The following is a 20,745-nucleotide window of genomic DNA, read 5'->3' on the forward strand; positions in this document are numbered from 1 at the left end:
GGGGGGCGGCCGGTATGCGGCCCTTCCAGGATAGGCAGGGAATCGCCCCCGTGAAACCCGCCCTCATTGCCAAACAGCCAGTCCGGGCCGCCACGACGGCTCAGCTGCTGAGTTGATTCCCCAACCTCCGATCCGTCATGCCGGATGGTGTCCCCCGATCATACGGGGCCGGAGCGCCGAACGGGGCTGTCGGTGCCTACTCCGTCTGCCGCTGCGTCGCTGATCAGCCCCGCTCCCGCCGGTCATCCTCCGGGGTTCAGCCCCGCTTGGTGCCCAGGACGTGCAGCTGGGTGGCCACGGAATGGAAGGCGGGCAGTTCGGCTGCGGCGGCCTCCAGTCGGAGCAGGGCCTCCATCGCGCCCGGCTCGGTGTCCACCAGGACCCCGGGCACGAGGTCGGCGAAGACCCGGACCCCGTGCACGGCGCCCACCTCGACGTCGGCGGCCGTGACCAGCTCGGCCAGCTGCTCGGCCGTGTACCGCCGGGGCACCGGGTCCCCGTCGCCCCAGCGGCCCTGCGGGTCGCCCAGCGCGTGCCGCGCCTCGTTGAAGTGGCCGGCCAGGGCGCGGGCCAGGACGGCGCCGCCGAGACCGGCGGCGAGCAGGCTGAGCGCACCGGCCGGACGGAGGGCCTCCACCGCGTGCCGTACGCCCTCGGCGGGGTCGTCCACGTACTCCAGGACGCCGTGGCAGAGCACCGCGTCGTAGCCCCCGCGCTCCACCACGTCGAACAGGCCGAGGATGTCGCCCTGCACCCCGCGCACCCGGTCGTCGACCCCGGCCTCGGCGGCGCGGCGCTCCAGCGCGAAGAGCGCGTTGGGGCTGGGGTCGACCACGGTGACGCGGTGGCCGAGGCGGGCGACGGGCACCGCGAAGTTGCCCGTGCCGCCGCCGGTGTCCAGCACGTCCAGGGCGTCCCGGCCGGTCGCCTCGACCCGGCGGTCGAGGGCGTCCTTCAGGACCTCCCAGACCACGGCGGTACGGAGGGAGGCACGGGGGCGCAGCGGGTCCGACACGGCAGTTGACTCCTCGGCACGGGCCGCCCGGGGGCGGAGCGTGAACAGCGCAGATGACAGGTACCGCCCACCTTATTGCCTGGCGCCGCCCCCGTGGTCACCCCGCCTCGGGCCGCTCCCCGCGCGGCTGGGGCAGCACCGGCTGGAGCACGAGCAGCCGCTCCACGAGGCGCAGGAACACGGCGGCGTCGCGCAGCAGGTCGTCGGCCTGCCGCCGGCTGGCCGCGCCGGGTATGCCCGCCTCGGCGCGGGCCCGCCGGGCGGCGCCGGAGGCGAAGAGGGCGCTCCACTCGGCCAGCTCGGGGGCCAGCTCCGGAAGGATCTCCCAGGCGCTGCGGATCGGTTCCCGGCGCCGGCGCGCGGGCTCCGGGCGTGCCCGAGCCGCGAGGACGGCCGCCGCGGTGCGCAGGGCGGCGAGGTGTGCGGTGGCGTACCGCTCGTTGGGCACGGAAAGGACAGCTGCCTCGTCCAGACCGGCGCGGGCCTGGGCGAGGAGATCGAGGGCGGCGGGCGGTGCGCTGGTGCGCCGGACGACGGGGTGGACATCGCGGGCCGGGCCGGTCGGTGAGGGAGCAGGGCCGTCTGCGCGGCGTCGCGGAGCGGCGGCTGCGGACGAGTGGGCCATGACAGAACCTCCTGTCTCGGTGACGGCTCCGTGGCCGTCTGTATCCATCGTGACGGCCCCCACTGACAATCACCCCTCGCACGGTGCTGACCTGGCGTTTTGCTTCGATCGCACGTTCACGCTACTTTTTGAACTGACCAGTCAGTTCAAATGAAGGGGGAAGGGCGTGGAGCGTCCGCACGGGGCGGCCGTCACCGCCGAGGGCCTGGGGCTCCGCGGGCCGCGCGGCTGGGCCTTCCGGGGGGTGGGCTTCCGCGCGGAGCCCGGCGCCCTGATCGCCGTCGAAGGCCCGTCCGGCTCCGGCCGCACCTGCCTCCTGCTCGCCCTCACCGGCCGTATGCGCCCCACCGAGGGCGAGGCCGCCACCGCCGGCCTCGCCCTGCCGCGCCGGGCCGCCGCCGTCCGCCGCGTCGCGGCCCTCGGCCCGGTGCCCGGCGTCAGCGAGCTGGACCCGGCGTTCACGGTCGCCGAGCACCTGCGCGAACGGGCCCTGCTCCTGCGCCGCTACGACGGCTCCCCGCGCGCCCTGCTGCGCCGGCCCCGTGAGCGGAGCGCCGCCGCGCGCGCCCGGATCGACGCCGCCCTGGACGCCGCCGGACTCGACCCCGCCGCCCTGCCCAAGGCGGAGCGCACCGCCGTACGGGATCTGGAGCGGACCGAGGCACTCCGGCTGTCCGTGGCCCTCGCGCTGATGGGCCGGCCCCGGCTGCTCGGGGTGGACGACACCGATCTGAAGCTGTCCGACGCCGAGCGGGCCGAGGTCTGGGCGCTGCTGCGCTCCGTGGCCGCCACCGGCACGACCGTCCTGGCCGTCTGCAGCGAGGCGCCCGAGGACGCCGTCACCGTACGCACGGGCACCGCCCCCGACACCACCGACGCCACCACGCACGAGGAGGAACCGGCCGATGCGTTCGCCGAAACTGGCCGCGCTTGAGCTGAGGCGCTTCGGCAGGGGGCGGCTGCCGCGCGCCGCCCTCGCCGCGCTCCTGCTGCTCCCCCTGCTCTACGGCGCCCTGTACCTGTGGTCCTTCTGGGACCCGTACGGCCGGCTGGACCGCATCCCGGTCGCCCTGGTCAACGAGGACAAGGGCGCCACCGCCGACGGCAAGCGGATCGCGGCCGGCGACGAGATCACCGGCAAGCTCCTCGATTCGAAGACGTTCGACTGGCACGAGGTGAGCGCCGAGGAGGCGGACCGGGGCGTCGAGGACGGCACGTACTACCTCTCGCTGCGGATGCCCGCCGACTTCAGCGCGCGCATCGCCTCCAGCGCCGGTGACTCCCCCGAGACCGGCGCCCTCCAGGTGCGGACCAACGACGCGAACAACTACATCGTCGGGCAGATATCCCGGACCGTGTTCTCCGAGGTCCGCACCGCCGCCTCGGCCAACGCCTCGCGCGGGTTCCTGGACCGGATCTTCATCAGCTTCTCCGACCTGCACGACCGGACGGCGAAGGCGGCCAGGGGCGCGACCGATCTCAAGGACGGGATCGGCAGGGCGAAGAAGGGCTCCAAGGACCTCGCGGACGGGCTGAAGGACGCCGAGAAGGGCAGCGGCAAGCTGGCCGGCGGGATCGTGAAGCTGGACAAGGGCGCGGGAGACCTGGAGACCGGTTCGCGCCAGGTCGCCGACGGCACCCAGCTCCTCGCCGACAAGGTCAACGGAGTCGCCGCCGACGTGCGCCCGTTCCTGAAGGACAACGGGAAGGCCATCGGCGACACCGCCCGGCTGGTCGCCGACACGTCGAAGACCGTACGGGACAACCTGGACCTGCTCGTGAAGGCGGCGCCCACCGCCGCCACCGCCGCCCACACCGCCGCCGACGACCTCACCGAGGTCCACCGCACCCGGTGCGCGGCGCAGCCGGTCCCCGACCCCGCCGTCTGCCCGCCGCTCAAGCGGGCCGTGACGGCGGCGGCCGACGTCGCCGCCGTGGCCGACGACGTGAACGCGCTGGTCAGGAATCAGAACGGGGACCTGAAGAAGCTCCGCACCCAGCTGACCACGCTGGAGAAGCAGGCGAAGGGACTCGCCGCGCGCTCCCCGCACCTGGACGAGGACCTGGAAGCCGCGGTCAAGAAGATCAACGCGCTGAACACCGGCGCGCACAAGGTCGCCACCGGCGCGGACCGGCTGCACACCGGCCTGGGCACGGCGAAAACCGGATCGGCCGACCTGGACACGGGCGTCGGCAAGCTCAGGAAGGGCGCCACGAGCCTCGACAAGGGGCTGGTCCGCCTCACGGACGGATCAGCGACACTCGCCCGGGGGCTCGGTGACGGTGTCGGCCGGATTCCCGACTACGGGAAGAAGGACCGCGACGCCCGTACGGAGGTCATGGCCGACCCCGTGCGGCTGGCCTCGCAGTCCCTGCACTCCGCCCCGAACTACGGCACCGGCTTCGCGCCCTACTTCATCCCGCTCTCCCTCTGGGTCGGCGCGATGGTGGCGTACATGCTGATCCGGCCGCTCAGCGGGCGCGCGCTGGCCGCCGGGGCACCGTCCTGGCGGATCGCCCTCGCAGGCTGGCTGCCGGTGGCCGGGGTCGGGCTGCTCCAGACGGCCGCGCTGATGTCCGTGCTGCACTGGGGCCCCGGCCTGGACATGGCGCACACCGCCGGGACCCTCGGCTTCCTGGCGCTGGTCACCTGCTGTTTCGCGGCGATCGTGCAGTGGCTGAACGCCTGCTTCGGCGCGGCCGGGCGCATCCTCGTCCTCGCGCTGCTGATGCTCCAGCTCACCTCGGCCGGCGGCACCTACCCCGTCCAGACCAGTCCGGGCTTCTTCAACGCGATCCACCCGTACCTGCCGATGAGCTACGTCGTGGAGGGGCTGCGCCGGCTCATCACGGGCGGCGGGCTCGGCCCGGTCTGGCAGGGCTGTGCGGTGCTCGCCGCCTTCACCGCCGGGGCGCTCGCGCTGACCGCCCTGTCGGCCCGCCGCAAGCAGATGTGGACACTGGAGCGGCTGCATCCGGAGCTGAGCCTGTGACCGTGCCGGGACCTGTGAGAATCAGGTCCATGGAAAGCAGTAGCAGCGCGCGCCGCCAGGCCACCCGGCAGAAGCTCTACGAAGCCGCCGTCACCCTCATCGCCGAGAAGGGCTTCTCGGCGACCACGGTGGACGAGATCGCCGACCGGGCGGGGGTCGCCAAGGGCACGGTCTACTACAACTTCAAGAGCAAGACCGAGCTCTTCGAGGAGCTGCTGCGCCACGGCGTCGGGCTGCTCACCTCCTCGCTGCGCACGGCGGCCGAGGAGACCGGCGCCCGCGGCGGCAGCCGGGTCGAGGCACTGGACGCCATGATCCGGGCCGGCCTGGTCTTCATCGACCGCTACCCGGCCTTCACCCAGCTGTACGTGGCCGAGCTGTGGCGTACCAACCGCGCCTGGCAGTCCACGCTGCTGGTGGTGCGCCGCGAGGCGGTCGCCGTGGTGGAGGGCGTCATCGCGGACGGCGTGGCGAGCGGCGAACTGAGCGAGGAGATCGACGTGCCGCTGACCGCGGCGGCGCTGGTCGGGATGGTGCTGGTGGCGGCGCTGGACTGGCAGGCGTTCCAGCCGGAGCGCTCGATCGACGACGTGCACTCGGCGCTGTCCCTGCTGCTGCGCGGCCGCGTCAGCGGACACTGAGGCCGCGCCCGCCCCCGTACGCACGAAGGCGCCGGTCGCGCGCGGCCCGTCCCCCGAGCCCGCCCGACCGGCGCCTTCCGTGCTGCCGGAGGACCTTCCCCCGTGACCCGTTGCCCCCGTGGTCCCGAAGTCCTCCGCCGCGCACCCCCGTTCGGAAGGGCGGCGCCGCCCCGCCACCGCCGCCCCGTGCCGGCGGTGGCGGGGCGGCGCCCCTTCCGTGGACACCAACTCTGCCGTTCCGGCAGGTCAAGGCCCATCCGTGCGGCTACTCAACCCGCGCCCTGAGTACGGGTACTCAGAGCCGGGTACCACGCGCCCTGCCGGGATGCCGGACCCGCTGGCTACGATCGCCTGCGTGTCGGTACTCCCTCTGGTGTTCACAAGCGGCTGGGCGAGCGGGATCAACGCGTACGCGGTGGTCCTCCTGCTCGGCATATTCGGCGCGACCGGTGTCAGCGACGAGGTGCCCGCCTCGCTCCAGCGCACGGACGTGCTCGTGGTCGTCGCGGTCCTCTTCCTCTGCGAGGTCGTCGCCGACAAGATTCCGTACGTCGACACCGTGTGGGACGCGGTGCACACGGTCGTCCGGCCGGTGGCGGGCGCGGTCGTGGCGGCGCTGCTGGCCGGCGAGAGCGGTTCGCTCCCGGAGATCGCGGCCGGTGCCATCGGGGGCTCGACCGCCCTGGTGAGCCATCTGGTCAAGGCCGGGACGCGGATGGCGGTCAACACCTCCCCCGAGCCGTTCAGCAACATCGCGCTGAGTGCCGCCGAGGATCTGGGCGTCGCGGGCGTCATCACCTTCGCGATCTTCCATCCGTGGATAGCCGCCACGCTCGCCGGGACGCTCCTCGTCGTGGGTCTGGCGATCGTGTTCTTCCTCGCCTCCCGCATCCGCCGGTTCTGGCGCCGCAGGGCCGAGCGCCGCGCGGAGAAGCGCCGGGCGCACCAGCCCGTCGGGCCCCCGTCCAGCGCTCCCTGGGGTTGACGGCGGGGCTGTCGGCGGCGGCCGTTAAGGTCGCCTGCATGGCACGAATTGCGGTGATCGGCGCCGGGATGGGCGCGATGGCGGCGGCGGCCCGGCTGGCCGTGGCAGGCCACCGGGTGACGGTGTACGAGCGGTCGGAGACGTACGGCGGCTCGCTCGGCCGGTACGCCGACGGGGGATTCACGTTCGACACCGGCCCCGGGCTCCTCCACCTCCCCGCGGTCTACCGCGACCTGTTCGTGAAGACCGGCAAGGAACCGCTGGAGCGGTGCGTCACGCTGACCCAGGTGGACCCGGCGAGCCGGCACCTCTTCGCGGACGGCACCTCCGTTTCCCTGCCGAACGCCTCGCGCGCCGGGACCGTCGCCGCCCTGGACGCCGCCCTCGGCGGCGCGGCGGGCGCGCGGTGGGGGGCCTTCCTTGACCGGGCCAGGGACGCCTGGGACCGCTCGCGCCGGCCGCTCCTGGAGGAGCCGCTGCGCACCGACTGGCAGGTGCTGGGCCGCGACCCGTATCCGGCCGAGGAGCACCGGCGGCTGCTGCGCCCGGCGCGGCGGGCCGGGACGGTGGCGGAGATCGGCGCCTGGGAGCTGACCGACCCCCGGCTGGCGGCCCTCCTCGACGGATACGCCCTCGGGTACGGCCTGGACCCCTCGCGCGCCCCGGCGGGCGCGGCCCTCCTGCCGTACATGGAGGAGACGTTCGGCACCTGGTACGTGGGCGGCGGCATGCGGGAGCTGGCCCGGGCGGTGTACGAGCGGTGCCTGGCCCGGAAGGTGGAGTTCGTCTTCGGCGCCGAGGTGGCCGGGGTCGTGGCGGAGGACGGCCGCGCGGCGGGCGTGGAGCTGGCGGACGGGACGGTCGCGGAGGCCGCCCACGTGGTGCTCGGTGCCCGGCCGTGGCCCGGTCTGGCGCCGGGTCAGGAGCTGTGGGCGGACGGGGATGTGACGGTGCGTGCGGACGGGGCGGGCGCGAGCGGCCGGTTCGTGGTGATGCTGTCGCTGCGCGGCGGCCGGCCCGCGGACGCCGTGCACCGGACCGTGGTGCACCCGGCGGACTCGGCGGCCGAGCGCGAGGCGGTGTTCGGGGGCCGGATCGCCGCGCACCCCACGGTGACCGTGCTGCGCCCCGACGACCCGTCGACCCGTCCCGACGCGGAGCACGAGGCGGTGACGCTGGTGGCGACGGTGGCCCCGCACGGCCGGGTGGACTGGACGGACGAGGCGCTGCGGGCCCGGTTCGCGGAGACGCTGACCGAGGCGGCGGGCGCCGCGGTGCCGGGCCTGCGGGAGCGGGTGCTGGGGACGCGGGTGCGGACGCCCGCCGAGACCGCGTCGGACACGGGCGCCGAGGGCGGTGCCGTGCCGCCGCCGGCGCTGGGCGGTGCCGGGGGCGCGTTCCTGCACCCCGCCAACCGGACCCGGCTGCCGGGCCTGTTGCTGGCCGGCGGCTGGTCCCATCCGGGCGGCGGGCTCGCGCACGCCGGCATGTCCGGGGCGCTGGTCGCGGGGACCGTGGTGGAGGGGGAGGGGTTCCGCGGCTCGCGATGAGCGGGGCGGGGACCGGCGGCGGGCGCCGTCAGTAGCGGTATTGCTCGTCGTGGCCGGTGTCGTAGCCGTTCGGGTACGGGGCCGGGGCGGCGGGCTGCTGCGGGTGCTGCTCGCCCTCGCGCTGCTGCGGCACCCAGACGCCGCCCGGCGGGGTCTCCGAGCCGTAGCCGTCGCCCTGCGCGTACGGATCGGCGTACTGCCGGCCGTCGCCGTAGCCGTCGTAGTTCCCGTAGCCGTCGTACGTGCCGTACTGCGGGGTGCTCGCGGTGGTGCCGATGTACGGGTCGGAGTAGGCGGCGTAGCTCTGCGGGTCGGTGCCGTAGTCGTACTGCCCGGCCCCGGCGTAGGTGTCCTGGCCCTGGGGCTGGTGGGCCGGGTAGCCGTAGGGGTCGTACGCGTCGTGGCCCTGCGCGGCCTGGGGCTCCTGGGCCGGGCGGGGCGGCACGGGATCGGTGTAGACGCCGTACTGCCCGGTGTCCTCGGGCATCGGTTCGGTCGCGTAGACGGCGGCGGGGGCAGGAGCGGACTGCGGGACGGGCGGGGCGTCGGGGGCGCCGCCCTCGTACTCCACCTCCAGGTCCGAGACCTCCAGCGTGGGCCTGCGTTCGGCCGCGCCGCGCCGGCGGCGGCTCTCACCGGGCTTGCCCCCTATGGCCCAGCCGGTGGAGAAGCCCTTGCGGAACGAGAGCGTGACGTACGTCTGGCCGGTGGCGAAGGCGACCGCGCCGAGGGCGATGACGGGCACGGACGGCATCAGGACGCCGATCACCACACCGAGGAAGCCGGTGAAGGCGAGGAGGCGCCAGCGCAGCCGGGCCTTGTACTGCAGCAGCACCTCGCCGAGCAGCCACAGCGCGACGACGCCGAACGCGATGTAGAGGACCGTCCAGCCCATGCCCGCCCCCTTCTACGGCCACCGCCCCGGGTGGTGGCGGGTACGGCCGGTCACGACTGCTTGTGCAGTCCGAGATTCTCGTGGATCTCGAGCGTCGCAGTCGAGTTGTTCAGCGTGATGAAGTGCAGTCCGGGCACACCCTCGGAGAGCAGCTTCGCGCAGAACCGCGTTGCGAAGTCGATGCCAATGGAGCGTACAGCGGCGGGGTCGTCCTTGGCGGCGAGGATGGTGTCTTTCAGCTCGTCCGGCATCGTCGCGTTGCTGAGCTGGGGGAATCGCTCCAATTGCCGGACGCTGGTGACCGGCATGACCTCGGGGATGATCGGTGTCTCGCAACCGGCCGCGACCACCCGGTCACGCATCCGGAGATATGCCTCGGGGTCGAAGAACATCTGCGTGATCGCGTAGTCGGCGCCCGCGCGGCACTTGTCCACGAAGTGGCGGACGTCGGTGTCCCAGTCGTCGGAGCGCGGGTGCCGCTCGGGGAACGCCGCGACGCCCACGCAGAAGTCGCCGGCCTCCTTGATCAGCCGGACCAGGTCCGCCGCGTACTTCACGCCCTGCGGGTGCTCGACCCAGGGGCCCATCGGGTCGCCCGGCGGGTCACCGCGCACGGCGAGGATGTTCCGGATGCCGGCGTCCGCGTACTGGCCGACCATGTTGCGCAGTTCGGCGACCGAGTGGTCGACGGCCGTGAGGTGGGCGACGGGGGTGAGCGTGGACTCGGCGGCGATGTCCTGGGTGGCCTTCACCGTCCCGGCGCGGGTGGAGCCGCCGGCGCCGTACGTCACCGAGACGAAGCTCGGCGCGACGGCCTCGACCCGGCGCAGCGCGTTCCACAGGTTGCGCTCGCCCTTCTCGGTCTTGGGCGCCCAGAACTCGAACGAGTACGAGGTCTCGCCGGTCGCGAGCATCTCACGCACCGTGCGCGCGCGATCTGTCCTGGTGGAAGGTGTGCCAAGGGCCATACGGGCAGGTTAACCAGGGCGGGACGGGCTCCCAACAGAACCGGAGTCATTTGCCGGAATTGACTGATTCTTGTCCATCCTTCGGACAGATGCGTCCCAGACCGGTTCCGGGCCGGCGCCCGGAAGCGGCCGTCCCGGGTCAGGCTCCGGCGCGCTCGCGGACCCGTCGTGCCAGCTCGGCGGCGGCCTCGCCGGGGTCGGACGCCTCGGTGAGGGCCCGCACCACGACGATCCGGCGGGCACCGGCGTCCAGCACCTGGTCGAGGTTGTCCGCGTCGATGCCCCCGATGGCGAACCAGGGGCGGGCGGGGGCGAGCGAGGCGGCGTAGCGGACGAGGTCCAGGCCGGGGGCGTGGCGGCCGGGCTTGGTCGGGGTGGGCCAGCAGGGACCGGTGCAGAAGTAGTCCACGCCGGGCTCGGTGACGGCGGCGTCGACCTCGGCCTCGGCGTGCGTGGAACGGCCGACGACCGGCTCGGCGCCGATGATCGCGCGGGCCGCCGGCACCGGCAGGTCGCCCTGGCCGAGGTGCAGCACGTCGGAGCCGATGGCGTGGGCCACGTCGGCCCGGTCGTTGACGGCGAGGAGCTTGCCGTGCCGCTTGCAGGCGTCCGCGAGGACCGCGAGGTGGTCGAGTTCCTCCCCGGCCTCCATGCCCTTGTCGCGGAGCTGGACGATGTCCACCCCGCCGGCGAGGACCGCGTCGAGGAAGTCGGGCAGGTCGCCCTGACGCCTGCGCGCGTCCGTGCACAGGTAGAGCCGGGCGTCGGAGAGCTGCGCGCGAGGCGTGGACATGGTGCGGTTCCCCCCGGGGAAGACGGTGCTGACGGTGGATCGGTGGTGCGGGCGCGGGGAAGCGGGCCGCCCGCTCGCGCGGTGCGGCCCGCTTCCCCGGTCGGTTCAGACGGCGAGCGCCTGGGCGCGGCGCTTCACCTCCGTGCCGCGATTCTCACTCAGTGCCTGCGCGGGGGTGCCGGGCAGGGTCGGGTCGGGGGTGAAGAGCCATTCGAGCATCTCCTCGTCGGAGAAGCCGTCGTCCTTCAGGAGCGTCAGGGTCCCGGAGAGGCCCTTGACCACCTTGTCGCCGTCGATGAAGGCGGCGGGCACCTGAAGCGCCCGGTTCTCCCCACGGCGTACGGCGATGAGCTGGCCCTCCTTGACCAGCTGCCGCACACGCGTCACCTCGACATCGAGCATTTCCGCGATGTCGGGCAGGTGGAGCCAGGCAGGGACGAGAGCATCGATCTTTGCGTCAATCTCGGTCACGGGACAAGCCTGCCATCCCGGACTGACAGCCGAAACCCGGACTCGGCCCTTCAGGTCCCGGGCCGTTGCGGCAGAACCGCCGACTTCAGCGGGACGGAGGGGTCCGCGGCCCGCTCCGCGTCGAGCCGGGCCCCCGCCTCGACGAGCCGGCGCCCCTGGGCCAGGTCGCGCGGGCGGCCGACCGCGAGCACCGCGACCAGGGCGCCGTCGCGCAGCCAGCACACCGACCAGGCGGGCCCGGCCGGATCGCCGCGCCACAGCAGGGTGTCCGCGTCCGCGTGGTGTCCGGCGTACTGCACGAACCGGCCGAACTGCTCGGACCAGAAGTAGGGCACCGGGTCGTAGGGCGGGACGTCCGCCGCGTCCCCGCCGGCGGCGATGTGGGCGGCGGCGGTCCTGGGCCCCTGGAGGGCGTTGTCCCAGTGGTGGACGACCAGCCGGGTGCCGTAGCGGGCCGAGGGGAAGGAGGCGCAGTCGCCGACCGCGTACACATCGGGCAGCGAGGTGCGCAGCGCGGCGTCGGCGGTCACCGAGCCCTCCGGCCCGAGCGCGATGCCGGAGCCGGCGAGCCAGCCGGTGGCGGGGCGGGCGCCGATGCCGACGACGACCGCGCCGGCCGGGAGGGTGCGCCCGTCGGCGAGGACCACCGTGCCGGGCTCGACGCGGGCGACCCGGGCGCCGGTGAGGAGCCGGGCGCCGCTCTCCTCGTACCAGGCGGCCATCGGGGCGGCGACCTCGGCGGGCAGGGCGCCGGCCAGGGGGCGGTCCGCGGCCTCCACGACGGTGACCTCGCAGCCGGCGGCGCGGGCGGCGGTGGCGAACTCGGCGCCGATCCAGCCGGCCCCGACGACCACGACCGGGTGCCCCGCTTCCAGGACGGGCCGCAGCCGGGCCGCGTCGTCCAGGGTGCGCAGCAGATGGACGCCGGGGACGCCGTCGGAGCCGGGCAGGGCGACGGGTTCGGCACCGGTGGCGAGGACCAGGACGTCGTAGGGGACCGGGCCCTGGGAGGTGTCCAGCTCGTGGTCGCCGGCGCGCACCCCGGTGACCTCGCAGCCCAGCCGCAGGGCGATGCCCAGCGCCTCGAAGTCGATGTCGAAGGCGGACTCCTCGGCCTTGCCGAGCAGCACCGCCTTGGACAGCGGGGGCCGGTCGTAGGGCTGGTGGGGTTCGGCGCCGATCAGCGTGACGGGTCCGGCGAAGCCCTGTTCCCGCAGGGCGACGGCGGTCTGCACACCCGCCATGCCCGCGCCCGCGACGACGACCCGGCGTTCCGTCCGCTCTGCCCTCTGCTGCTCGCTCACCCGCCCACCTTACGTAGCTGACCGAGCGTCAGGAAAGGGCGCCCCGTCCGGCCCCGGGGGGACGGGGTTTAGGGTGGCCCCGTAAGACACGCGGGAGCCCGGGCGCACCGGGCTGAGAGGGAGGCTGGCGGCCTCCGACCGTACGAACCTGATCCGGGTCATGCCGGCGAAGGGAGGGGCTGGACGCCCATGCGCACCCATCCCACCGAAGGGTCCGACGTCCTCGTCATCGGGGGCGGAGTCATCGGTCTGGTGACCGCCTGGCGGGCCGCGCGGCTCGGCCTGTCCACCGCGCTCGCCGACCCCGAGCCGGGCGGCGGAGCGGCCCGGGTGGCGGCCGGGATGCTGGCCGCCGTCACCGAACTGCACTACGGCGAGGAGACGCTGCTCGGGCTCAACCTCTTTTCCGCCCGGCGCTACCCGTCGTTCACGGCCGAGCTGGAGGAGGCGAGCGGGCAGGACATCGGCTTCCGCGCCTGCGGCACCCTGGCCGTCGCGCTCGACGCCGACGACCGCGCCCATCTGCGCGAACTCCACGAGCTGCAACGCCGCTCGGGCCTGGAGTCGGAGTGGCTGACCGGGCGCGAGTGCCGCCGCCTGGAACCGATGCTCGCCCCGGGCGTCCGCGGCGGCCTCCGGGTGGACGGCGACCACCAGGTCGACCCGCGCCGCCTCGCCGCCGCGCTGCTCACCGCGTGCGAACGGGCCGGCGTGGTCTTCCACCGCCGCCGCGCCGACCGCCTGTCCGTGGTCGCGGACCGGGCCGCGGGGGCCGTGCTCGACGACGGTACGGAGGTGGCCGCCGGCCAGGTCGTCCTGGCCGGGGGCAGCCTCAGCGGCCGGCTCGCCGGGGTGCCCGCCCGCGTCCTGCCACCGGTGCGCCCGGTCAAGGGCCAGGTGCTGCGCCTGACCGTGCCCCCGGCGTACGCCCCCTTCCTCTCGCGCACCGTGCGCGCGGTGGTCCGGGGCAGCCACGTCTATCTCGTGCCGCGCGAGAACGGTGAGCTGGTCGTCGGCGCCACCACCGAGGAGATGGGCTGGGACACCACCGTCACGGCGGGCGGGGTCTACGAGCTGCTGCGCGACGCCCACGAGCTGGTGCCCGGCATCACCGAGCTGCCGCTCACCGAGACCCGCGCGGGCCTGCGCCCCGCGTCCCCCGACAACGCCCCGCTGCTCGGCCGCACCGCACTGCCCGGCCTCCACCTCGCCACCGGCCACGGCCGCAACGGCGTGCTGCTCACCCCCGCCACCGGGGACGCCATGGCGTCGCTGCTGGCCGACGGCGAGCTGCCCGAGGCGGCCCGCCCCTTCTCCCCCGGCCGGTTCGCCCCGGCCCCCGCACCCCAGGAGCAGCCCGCATGACCGAGCCCACCCCGCTCACCGTGTCCGTGAACGGCGCACCGGCCGCCGTCGCGCCGGGCACCACCCTGGACGCCCTGGTCGCGACGCTGACCGACGCGCCGACGGGGGTGGCCGCCGCGCTCAACGAGACCGTGGTGCCGCGCGGCCAGTGGTCCGCCGCCGCGCTCACCGACGGCGACCGGGTCGAGGTCCTGACCGCGGTCCAGGGAGGCTGACGGTGTCCGACGACCTGTTCACCCTCGGCGGTACCGGGTTCACCTCCCGGCTGATCATGGGCACCGGCGGGGCGCCCAGCCTGGACGTGCTGGAGCGGTCGCTGATCGCGTCCGGCACGGAGCTGACCACCGTCGCGATGCGCCGCCTCGACCCGTCCGTGCAGGGCTCGGTGCTCTCCGTGCTGCGGAAGCTGTCCATCCGGGTGCTGCCGAACACCGCCGGCTGCTACACCGCCGGGGAGGCCGTGCTCACCGCCCGGCTGGCCCGCGAGGCCCTGGGCACGGACTGGGTCAAGCTGGAGGTGGTGGCGGACGAGCGGACCCTGCTGCCCGACCCGGTCGAGCTGCTGGACGCCGCCGAGATCCTGGTGGACGACGGGTTCACGGTGCTGCCGTACACCAACGACGACCCGGTCCTGGCCCGGAAGCTGGAGGACGTGGGGTGCGCGGCGGTCATGCCGCTCGGCTCCCCCATCGGCTCGGGCCTGGGCATCCGCAACCCGCACAACTTCCAGCTGATCGCCGAGCGGGCCGGGGTGCCGGTGATCCTGGACGCCGGCGCCGGGACCGCGTCGGACGCGGCGCTCGCGATGGAGCTGGGGTGCTCGGCGGTGATGCTCGCCTCGGCGGTGACCCGGGCCCAGGAGCCGGAGCTGATGGCCGCCGCGATGCGGCACGCGGTGGCGGGCGGGCGGCTCGCGTACCGGGCCGGGCGCATCCCGCGCCGCCACTTCGCGGAGGCGTCGTCGCCGGCCGCCGGACGGGCGGTGCTCGATCCGGAGCGGCCGGCGTTCTGACACGCGCCTGTCACGGCTCGGCTGCAGTCCTGCGCCGGGTTCGCTCCGCCGCGGCGGGCCTGTCCGCGGCGGCTCGTAGACTCGCATGGTGGATACGACCCTCCAGGACCCCCTCGTCGGGCAGCTGCTCGACGGCCGCTACCGCGTCGATGCCCGCATCGCCGTGGGCGGCATGGCCACGGTCTACCGGGCCATGGACATGCGGCTCGACCGGGTGCTCGCCCTCAAGGTGATGCACCCGGCGCTGGCGACCGACGCCTCGTTCGTCGAGCGCTTCATCCGCGAGGCCAAGTCGGTGGCGCATCTCGCCCACCCCAACGTGGTCGGGGTCTTCGACCAGGGCGCCCAGGGCCAGTACGTCTACCTGGCCATGGAGTACGTCGCCGGGTGCACGCTGCGCGACGTGCTGACCGAGCGCGGCGCGCTCCGGCCGCGGGCCGCGCTGGACATCCTGGAGTCGGTGCTCGCCGCCCTCGGCGCGGCGCACCGGGCGGGCTTCGTGCACCGCGACATGAAGCCGGAGAACGTGCTGATCGGGGACGACGGCCGGGTCAAGGTCGCCGACTTCGGCCTGGTCCGGGCCGTGGACGCGGTGACGAACACCACCGGGACGATCCTCGGCACCGTCTCGTACCTCGCCCCGGAGCAGATCGAGCACGGCACGGCGGACACCCGCGCCGACGTGTATGCCTGCGGGGTCGTGCTCTACGAGATGCTGACCGGCGACAAGCCGCGTGACGGGGAGTCCCCCGCCCAGGTCATCTACCAGCATCTGCACGAGGACGTGCCGCCGCCGTCCGCCGCCGTCCCGGGTCTGGCGCCCGAGCTGGACGCGCTGGTGGCGAGCGCCACCGCCCGGGACCCGGAGGCCCGCCCGTTCGACGCGGTGGGGCTGCTCGCCGGGGCCCGCCGGGCGCGCGCCGCGCTCACGGACGCGCAGCTCGACGCCGTACCGCCGCAGGCCCGGCCGGAGCCCGGTCCGGACGCCGAGGCGGCCGGGAGCGACGCGCGGACGACGGTGATCCCCCGGGTCCTGCCGAAGGACCTGGGCACCGCCCACCACACCAGCCGGCTGGAGATGCCCCCGCCCGCGCCCCCGGGACACCCGCGGCCGCCCCGCCGGACCGGGCCGCTCGCCGGCCCCCGGCGCGGGCTGATCGCGGCGGTCCTGGCGGTGCTCATCGTCCTGGGCGTCGGCGGCGGTGTCTGGTACATCAACTCCGGGCAGTTCACGAAGGTCCCCTCGCTGCTGGGCCAGACCGAGAAGGCGGCCGGGAAGCGGCTCTCCGACGCCGGCCTCGAGCTGAAGGGCGTGGAGCGGGCCTTCAGCGACACCGTCGACCGGGGCAAGGTGATCAGCAGCGACCCCGAGTCCGGCGCGCGGATCAGGGGCAACGGCTCGGTCTCGCTCGTCGTCTCGCGCGGCCCCGAGATCATCCAGGTGCCCGATGTCGCGGGCGACCGGCTCGCCGACGCCAAGCAGCGGCTGAAGGAGGCGGGCCTGCTCCCGGGCATGGTCACCAAGGAGTTCGACGAGGACGTGGCGGCCGGGGAGGTGGTGCGTACGGACCCCGAGGCGGGCACCGAGCGCCACGCGGACTCGGCGGTGGCGATCGTCGTCTCCAAGGGCAGCCCCGTCGACGTCCCGGACGTCACCGGGCTCTCCGTCGAGGACGCCACCGACACGCTGGCCGAGGAGGGCCTGAAGGTGAAGGTGAAGCCCGGCCGGGTGCACTCGCCGGAGGAGGAGGGCGACGTCGCCGTCCAGTCGCCGGAGGAGGGCGCCGAGGCGGCCGAGGGCGACACCGTGACGGTGACGATTTCCTCCGGGCCGCGCATGATCGACGTGCCGGACGTGGTCGGCAAGGACGTGGACGACGCCGAGGACGAGCTGAAGGCCGCGGGCTTCGAGGTCAAGGTCGACCGCGGGTTCCTCTCCTTCAGCGACAAGGTCGCCGGCCAGTCCGTGGACGGTGGCGACCAGGCCCCCGAGGGCAGCGTCATCACCATCAAGACCAAGGGACTGTAGAGATCCGTACGCGCAACCCCGTCGGCGGCCACGTCCCCGTGGCCGGCGGCCTCGCCAAGGTCGGCCTCCCCTACGCCCGCGAGATGGGCGCCGAGGCCGTCCAGGTCTTCGTCGCCAATCCGCGCGGCTGGGCCACCCCGGCCGGGAATCCGGCGCAGGACGCCCTGTTCCGCGAGCAGTGCGCCGCGGAGTCCGTACCGGCGTACGTACACGCCCCGTACCTGATCAACTTCGGTTCGCACACCCCGGCGACGGTGGAGCGGTCCGTGGAGTCCCTGCGCCACTCGCTGCGCCGCGCCCGCGGGATCGGGGCGCTCGGCGTCGTGGTGCACACGGGGTCGGCGACCGGCGGGCGGCCCCGCGAGGAGGCGCTGGCGCAGGTGCGGACGCAGATGCTGCCGCTGCTGGACGAGCTGACGCACGAGGACGACCCGTTCCTGCTGCTGGAGTCCACCGCCGGCCAGGGTTCCTCGCTCTGCTCGCGGACCTGGGACTTCGGCCCGTACTTCGAGGCGCTGGACGCCCATCCGAAGCTCGGTGTCTGCCTGGACACCTGTCACATCTTCGCGGCGGGGCACGACCTGGCCGGGCCGGGCGGGATGAAGGAGACGCTGGACCTGCTGGTGGAGACGGTCGGCGAGGGCCGGCTGAAGCTCATCCACGCCAATGACTCCAAGGACGTCTCCGGCGCCCACAAGGACCGGCACGAGAACATCGGCTCGGGCCACATCGGCGAGGAGCCGTTCCGCGAGCTGTTCACGCACCCGGCCACCGAGGGCGTGCCGCTGGTCATCGAGACGCCGGGCGGCAGGGAGGGCCACGCGGCGGACGTGGCCCGGCTCCAGGCGCTGCGCGACGGCGGGTGACCCGCCGGGGCGGCCCGGTCAGAGCTCGGGGCCGTCCCCGGGCTCCTCCTGGTAGGAGTAGCGCTGTTCCCGCCAGGGGTCGCCGATGTTGTGGTACCCGCGCTCCTCCCAGAAGCCGCGGCGGTCGGCGGTCATGTACTCGATGCCCCGGACCCACTTGGGGCCCTTCCACGCGTACAGATGGGGGACGACGAGCCGGAGCGGGAAGCCGTGTTCGGCGGTGAGCAGTTCGCCGCCCTTGTGGGTGGCGAACAGGGTCCGGTCGGAGAGGAAGTCGTCCAGCCGGACGTTGGAACTGAAGCCGTACTCGGCCCAGACCATCACATGCGTGACCTGAGGGGCGGGGGGCGCGAGGGCGACCACGTCGCGGGCGAGCACACCGCCCCACTCGGCGCCCAGCATGCTGAATTTAGTGACGCAGTGGAGATCGGCGACGACCGAGGAGAACGGCAGCGCCGAGAATTCCTCGTGGTTCCAGCAGTGCTTCTCACCGTCGGCGGTCGCACCGAAGACGCGGAATTCCCACCGCTCCGGTTTGAACTTCGGGACCGGCCCGTAGTGGGTCACCGGCCACCCGCGCTGCAGCCGCTGGCCCGGCGGAAGCTCGGACTGCTCTGACGCGCGGTGTTCCCGGCTTTCCGGCTGACCCATGACTCCATGGTGACAGACAGGCAGGGGTGGTCGTGACCAGGGCGGAGGCGATTCGGACAACTCATACTAAGCGTGCACTTACTGGACGGTCACCGGGGCGGGTGCGAGGATGCCGCCAACGTGCCCGGTTCACCGTTGGAAGGAGCCTCTGCGATGCAGGGCGACCCCGAGGTCATCGAGTTCCTGAATGAACAGCTGACCGCCGAATTGACTGCCATCAATCAGTACTTCCTGCACGCGAAGATGCAGGACAACTTCGGCTGGACGAAGCTCGCGAAATACACGCGCGCCGAGTCCTTCGACGAGATGAAGCACGCGGAGATCCTGACCGACCGCATTCTCTTCCTGGACGGCCTGCCGAACTACCAGCGGCTGTTCCACGTACGGGTCGGACAGACGGTCACCGAGATGTTCCAGGCGGACCGGCAGATCGAGGTCGAGGCGATCGACCGCCTCAAGCGCGGGATCGAGCTGATGCGCAACAAGGGCGACATCACATCGGCGAACATCTTCGAGTCGATCCTCGCGGACGAGGAGCACCACATCGACTACCTCGACACCCAGCTCGACCTGGTCGAGAAGCTGGGCGAGCCGCTGTACATCGCGCAGCTCATCGAGCAGCCGGACAGCTGACGGCCCTCAGGCGGCCTCGGGGAGCCCGGCCGCCGGAGCGGCGGCGGTGACGGGCGCCTGCTTCCGGTCCAGGAGCTCGCGGCGCGGGCAGGCTCCCCGGCCGAGCATCGCCTGGATGGTGCGCACGCAGCCGCCGCAGTCGGTGCCCGCCTTGGAGGCCGAGGCGATCTGGCGGGGCGTGCAGGCCCCGGCCGCCGCATGGTCCTTGACCTGCTGCTCGGTAACGCCGAAGCACGAGCAGACGTACATGCGGTTCACCTCCCGGGCGGGAACGGTTCGTGGGCGCCGCTCCGATGATCGGTGAGGCTAACCTAACCTTACCCGCCGCCCGGGGGTGACAGAAGCCCGGGAACGCCCTGTGGGGCACGGATCACATCGATCCGTGCCCCACAGTCCTACGGTGCCGCCGCGGCCCTTACTGGTCGCGGTACATCTCGGCGACGAGGAAGGCCAGGTCGAGCGACTGGCTGCGGTTGAGCCGGGGGTCGCAGGCCGTCTCGTAACGCTGGTGGAGGTCGTCCACGAAGATCTCGTGGCCGCCGCCGACGCACTCGGTGACGTCGTCGCCGGTCAGCTCGACGTGGATGCCGCCGGGGTGCGTGCCGAGGCCCTTGTGCACCTCGAAGAAGCCCTTGACCTCGTCCAGGACGTCGTCGAAGCGGCGCGTCTTGTGGCCGGAGGCCGCCTCGAAGGTGTTGCCGTGCATCGGGTCGGTCACCCAGGCGACCGTGGCACCGGAGGCGGTGACCTTCTCGACCAGCTCGGGCAGCTTGTCGCGGACCTTGTCGGCGCCCATCCGGACGATGAACGTCAGCCGGCCGGGCTCGCGCTCGGGGTCGAGGCGCTCGACGTAGCCCAGGGCCTCGTCGACGGTGGTCGTCGGGCCGAGCTTGATCCCGATCGGGTTGCGGACCCTGGCGGCGAACTCGATGTGCGCCCCGTCCATCTGGCGGGTCCGCTCACCGATCCACACCATGTGGCCCGAGGTGTCGTACAGGTGGCCGGTGCGCGAGTCGGTGCGGGTCAGCGCCGTCTCGTAGTCCAGCAGCAGGGCCTCGTGCGAGGCGTAGAACTCGACGGCCTTGAACTCGGCGGGGTCGGTGCCGCACGCCTTCATGAAGTTCAGCGCGTTGTCGATCTCGCGGGCCAGGGCCTCGTAGCGCTGGCCGGACGGGGACGACTTCACGAAGTCCTGGTTCCAGGCGTGCACCTGGCGCAGGTCGGCGTAACCGCCGGTGGTGAAGGCGCGCACGAGGTTCAGCGTGGAGGCGGACGCGTGGTACATCCGCTTCAGCCGCTCCGGGTCGGGGACGCGGTCGGCCTCGGTGAAGGCGAAGCCGTTGACGGAGTCGCCCCGGTAGGTCGGCAGGGTCACGCCGTCGCGGGTCTCGGTCGGCTTGGAGCGCGGCTTGGAGTACTGGCCGGCGATCCGGCCGACCTTGACGACGGGAACGGAGGCCGCGTAGGTGAGGACGGCGCTCATCTGGAGCAGCGTCTTCAGCTTGGCGCGGATGTGCTCGGCCGACACGGCGTCGAAGGCCTCGGCGCAGTCTCCGCCCTGCAACAGGAACGCCTCGCCCTTGGCGACGGCTCCCATACGGGCACGCAGCTGGTCGCACTCGCCCGCGAAGACGAGCGGCGGATACGACGCGAGGTCCGCGAGTACATCGCGCAGCGCCTCGGAGTCGGGGTACTCGGGCTGCTGCGCCGCGGGAAGGTCTCGCCAGGTGTTGCCACCGGCGACGGAGGTATTGGCGTTCACGGTCACGGCGTCCACATTACGGGGTCGCGCCCTCTCCGTTTCCCGGTTGCCCAGTCACTGAGACGGACGTCTCGGCACGGCCGGTGCCGGGGCTGTCCGGGCGGCCTGCTAGCCTCACGGCTTTCGGCGTAGAACAACGTTGAACAAGTGGACACCGAGGGTGGGGACTTGAAGCGGAATCACCGTA

The 20,745-nt window shown here is 73.5% G+C and carries 21 protein-coding genes and 1 riboswitch; of the genes, 11 read left to right on the plus strand and 10 right to left on the minus strand.

The window, feature by feature from the left end; all coding sequences use genetic code 11:
• Nucleotides 1-256: 256 nt before the first annotated feature.
• Nucleotides 257-1,015 carry a class I SAM-dependent methyltransferase gene (locus ACFUJY_RS14330; RefSeq protein ID WP_383298543.1) on the minus strand — a complete coding sequence of 253 codons (759 nt, stop codon included), beginning with the start codon at nt 1,013-1,015 and terminating at the stop codon, nt 257-259.
• A gap of 97 nt (nt 1,016-1,112) precedes the next feature.
• A complete protein-coding gene (locus ACFUJY_RS14335) occupies nt 1,113-1,640 on the minus strand; it encodes an SAV_6107 family HEPN domain-containing protein (RefSeq protein WP_383298545.1) in 528 nt (175 codons plus the stop codon).
• Nucleotides 1,641-1,806: 166 nt separating this feature from the next.
• Here ACFUJY_RS14335 and ACFUJY_RS14340 point away from each other — a divergent pair, with 166 nt between their 5' ends.
• The 5 genes from ACFUJY_RS14340 to ACFUJY_RS14360 all read left to right on the plus strand — a co-directional run bounded on the left by ACFUJY_RS14340 (nt 1,807) and on the right by ACFUJY_RS14360 (nt 7,809).
• Nucleotides 1,807-2,574: an ATP-binding cassette domain-containing protein gene (locus ACFUJY_RS14340; protein WP_383298547.1), complete on the plus strand. Its 768-nt coding sequence runs from the start codon at nt 1,807-1,809 to the stop codon at nt 2,572-2,574.
• Entirely contained in the window at nt 2,546-4,633 is a 2,088-nt protein-coding gene (locus ACFUJY_RS14345; RefSeq protein WP_383298549.1) for a YhgE/Pip family protein, read from the plus strand. Before ACFUJY_RS14340 ends, ACFUJY_RS14345 begins: the two co-directional genes overlap by 29 nt.
• A gap of 29 nt (nt 4,634-4,662) precedes the next feature.
• Nucleotides 4,663-5,274, plus strand: a complete 612-nt coding sequence (locus tag ACFUJY_RS14350; protein ID WP_383298551.1) for a TetR/AcrR family transcriptional regulator — start codon at nt 4,663-4,665, stop codon at nt 5,272-5,274.
• Between the two features lie 355 nt (nt 5,275-5,629).
• On the plus strand, nt 5,630-6,259 hold the full coding sequence (locus ACFUJY_RS14355) for a DUF4126 domain-containing protein (protein ID WP_383298553.1): 630 nt from the start codon (nt 5,630-5,632) through the stop codon (nt 6,257-6,259).
• A 38-nt stretch (nt 6,260-6,297) separates the two neighbouring features.
• On the plus strand, nt 6,298-7,809 hold the full coding sequence (locus ACFUJY_RS14360) for a phytoene desaturase family protein (protein WP_383298555.1): 1,512 nt from the start codon (nt 6,298-6,300) through the stop codon (nt 7,807-7,809).
• 28 nt (nt 7,810-7,837) lie between these two features.
• Here the strand turns inward: ACFUJY_RS14360 and ACFUJY_RS14365 are convergent, their stop codons facing one another.
• The 5 genes from ACFUJY_RS14365 to ACFUJY_RS14385 all read right to left on the minus strand — a co-directional run bounded on the left by ACFUJY_RS14365 (nt 7,838) and on the right by ACFUJY_RS14385 (nt 12,240).
• Nucleotides 7,838-8,704: a hypothetical protein gene (locus ACFUJY_RS14365; RefSeq protein WP_383298557.1), complete on the minus strand. Its 867-nt coding sequence runs from the start codon at nt 8,702-8,704 to the stop codon at nt 7,838-7,840.
• 50 nt (nt 8,705-8,754) lie between these two features.
• On the minus strand, nt 8,755-9,672 hold the full coding sequence (gene metF, locus ACFUJY_RS14370; RefSeq protein ID WP_383298558.1) for a methylenetetrahydrofolate reductase [NAD(P)H]: 918 nt from the start codon (nt 9,670-9,672) through the stop codon (nt 8,755-8,757).
• 139 nt (nt 9,673-9,811) lie between these two features.
• Nucleotides 9,812-10,465, minus strand: coding sequence for a thiamine phosphate synthase (thiE, locus tag ACFUJY_RS14375; protein ID WP_383298559.1), 654 nt, complete (start codon nt 10,463-10,465; stop codon nt 9,812-9,814).
• A gap of 105 nt (nt 10,466-10,570) precedes the next feature.
• Nucleotides 10,571-10,936 carry an Rv2175c family DNA-binding protein gene (locus ACFUJY_RS14380; RefSeq protein WP_164402454.1) on the minus strand — a complete coding sequence of 122 codons (366 nt, stop codon included), beginning with the start codon at nt 10,934-10,936 and terminating at the stop codon, nt 10,571-10,573.
• A 50-nt stretch (nt 10,937-10,986) separates the two neighbouring features.
• Nucleotides 10,987-12,240, minus strand: a complete 1,254-nt coding sequence (locus ACFUJY_RS14385; RefSeq protein ID WP_383298560.1) for an NAD(P)/FAD-dependent oxidoreductase — start codon at nt 12,238-12,240, stop codon at nt 10,987-10,989.
• An 80-nt stretch (nt 12,241-12,320) separates the two neighbouring features.
• Nucleotides 12,321-12,432: riboswitch (TPP riboswitch) on the plus strand.
• Here ACFUJY_RS14385 and thiO point away from each other — a divergent pair.
• The 5 genes from thiO (at nt 12,430) to ACFUJY_RS14410 (ending at nt 17,512) form a co-directional block, all read left to right on the plus strand.
• Nucleotides 12,430-13,605 (plus strand): glycine oxidase ThiO, encoded by a 1,176-nt coding sequence (thiO, locus tag ACFUJY_RS14390; protein ID WP_383298561.1) that lies wholly within the window; start codon nt 12,430-12,432, stop codon nt 13,603-13,605. (Overlaps the previous riboswitch by 3 nt.)
• The gene (thiS, locus tag ACFUJY_RS14395) at nt 13,602-13,820 is read left to right on the plus strand and encodes a sulfur carrier protein ThiS (RefSeq protein ID WP_383298563.1); all 219 of its coding nucleotides are present in this window, start codon (nt 13,602-13,604) and stop codon (nt 13,818-13,820) included. Before thiO ends, thiS begins: the two co-directional genes overlap by 4 nt.
• Before the next feature lie 2 nt (nt 13,821-13,822).
• Nucleotides 13,823-14,617, plus strand: coding sequence for a thiazole synthase (locus ACFUJY_RS14400; RefSeq protein ID WP_383298565.1), 795 nt, complete (start codon nt 13,823-13,825; stop codon nt 14,615-14,617).
• Between the two features lie 88 nt (nt 14,618-14,705).
• Nucleotides 14,706-16,646 (plus strand): Stk1 family PASTA domain-containing Ser/Thr kinase, encoded by a 1,941-nt coding sequence (pknB, locus tag ACFUJY_RS14405; protein WP_383298652.1) that lies wholly within the window; start codon nt 14,706-14,708, stop codon nt 16,644-16,646.
• Between the two features lie 38 nt (nt 16,647-16,684).
• The gene (locus ACFUJY_RS14410) at nt 16,685-17,512 is read left to right on the plus strand and encodes a deoxyribonuclease IV (protein WP_383298567.1); all 828 of its coding nucleotides are present in this window, start codon (nt 16,685-16,687) and stop codon (nt 17,510-17,512) included.
• Nucleotides 17,513-17,530: 18 nt separating this feature from the next.
• On the opposite strand, the gene ACFUJY_RS14415 is transcribed toward ACFUJY_RS14410, so the two are convergent.
• A complete protein-coding gene (locus ACFUJY_RS14415) occupies nt 17,531-18,163 on the minus strand; it encodes a sulfite oxidase-like oxidoreductase (RefSeq protein WP_383298568.1) in 633 nt (210 codons plus the stop codon).
• A gap of 153 nt (nt 18,164-18,316) precedes the next feature.
• Here ACFUJY_RS14415 and bfr point away from each other — a divergent pair, with 153 nt between their 5' ends.
• Nucleotides 18,317-18,796, plus strand: a complete 480-nt coding sequence (bfr, locus tag ACFUJY_RS14420) for a bacterioferritin (protein WP_136207094.1) — start codon at nt 18,317-18,319, stop codon at nt 18,794-18,796.
• 6 nt (nt 18,797-18,802) lie between these two features.
• On the opposite strand, the gene ACFUJY_RS14425 is transcribed toward bfr, so the two are convergent.
• Together ACFUJY_RS14425 and ACFUJY_RS14430 are read right to left on the minus strand one after the other, a co-directional pair.
• Nucleotides 18,803-19,045 carry a bacterioferritin-associated ferredoxin gene (locus ACFUJY_RS14425; RefSeq protein WP_383298570.1) on the minus strand — a complete coding sequence of 81 codons (243 nt, stop codon included), beginning with the start codon at nt 19,043-19,045 and terminating at the stop codon, nt 18,803-18,805.
• A gap of 166 nt (nt 19,046-19,211) precedes the next feature.
• Nucleotides 19,212-20,558 carry a class II 3-deoxy-7-phosphoheptulonate synthase gene (locus ACFUJY_RS14430; protein WP_330315193.1) on the minus strand — a complete coding sequence of 449 codons (1,347 nt, stop codon included), beginning with the start codon at nt 20,556-20,558 and terminating at the stop codon, nt 19,212-19,214.
• Nucleotides 20,559-20,745 lie beyond the last annotated feature (187 nt).

Source organism: Streptomyces sp. NPDC057249 (genome assembly GCF_042669245.1).
Classification (GTDB): Bacteria; Actinomycetota; Actinomycetes; order Streptomycetales; family Streptomycetaceae; genus Streptomyces.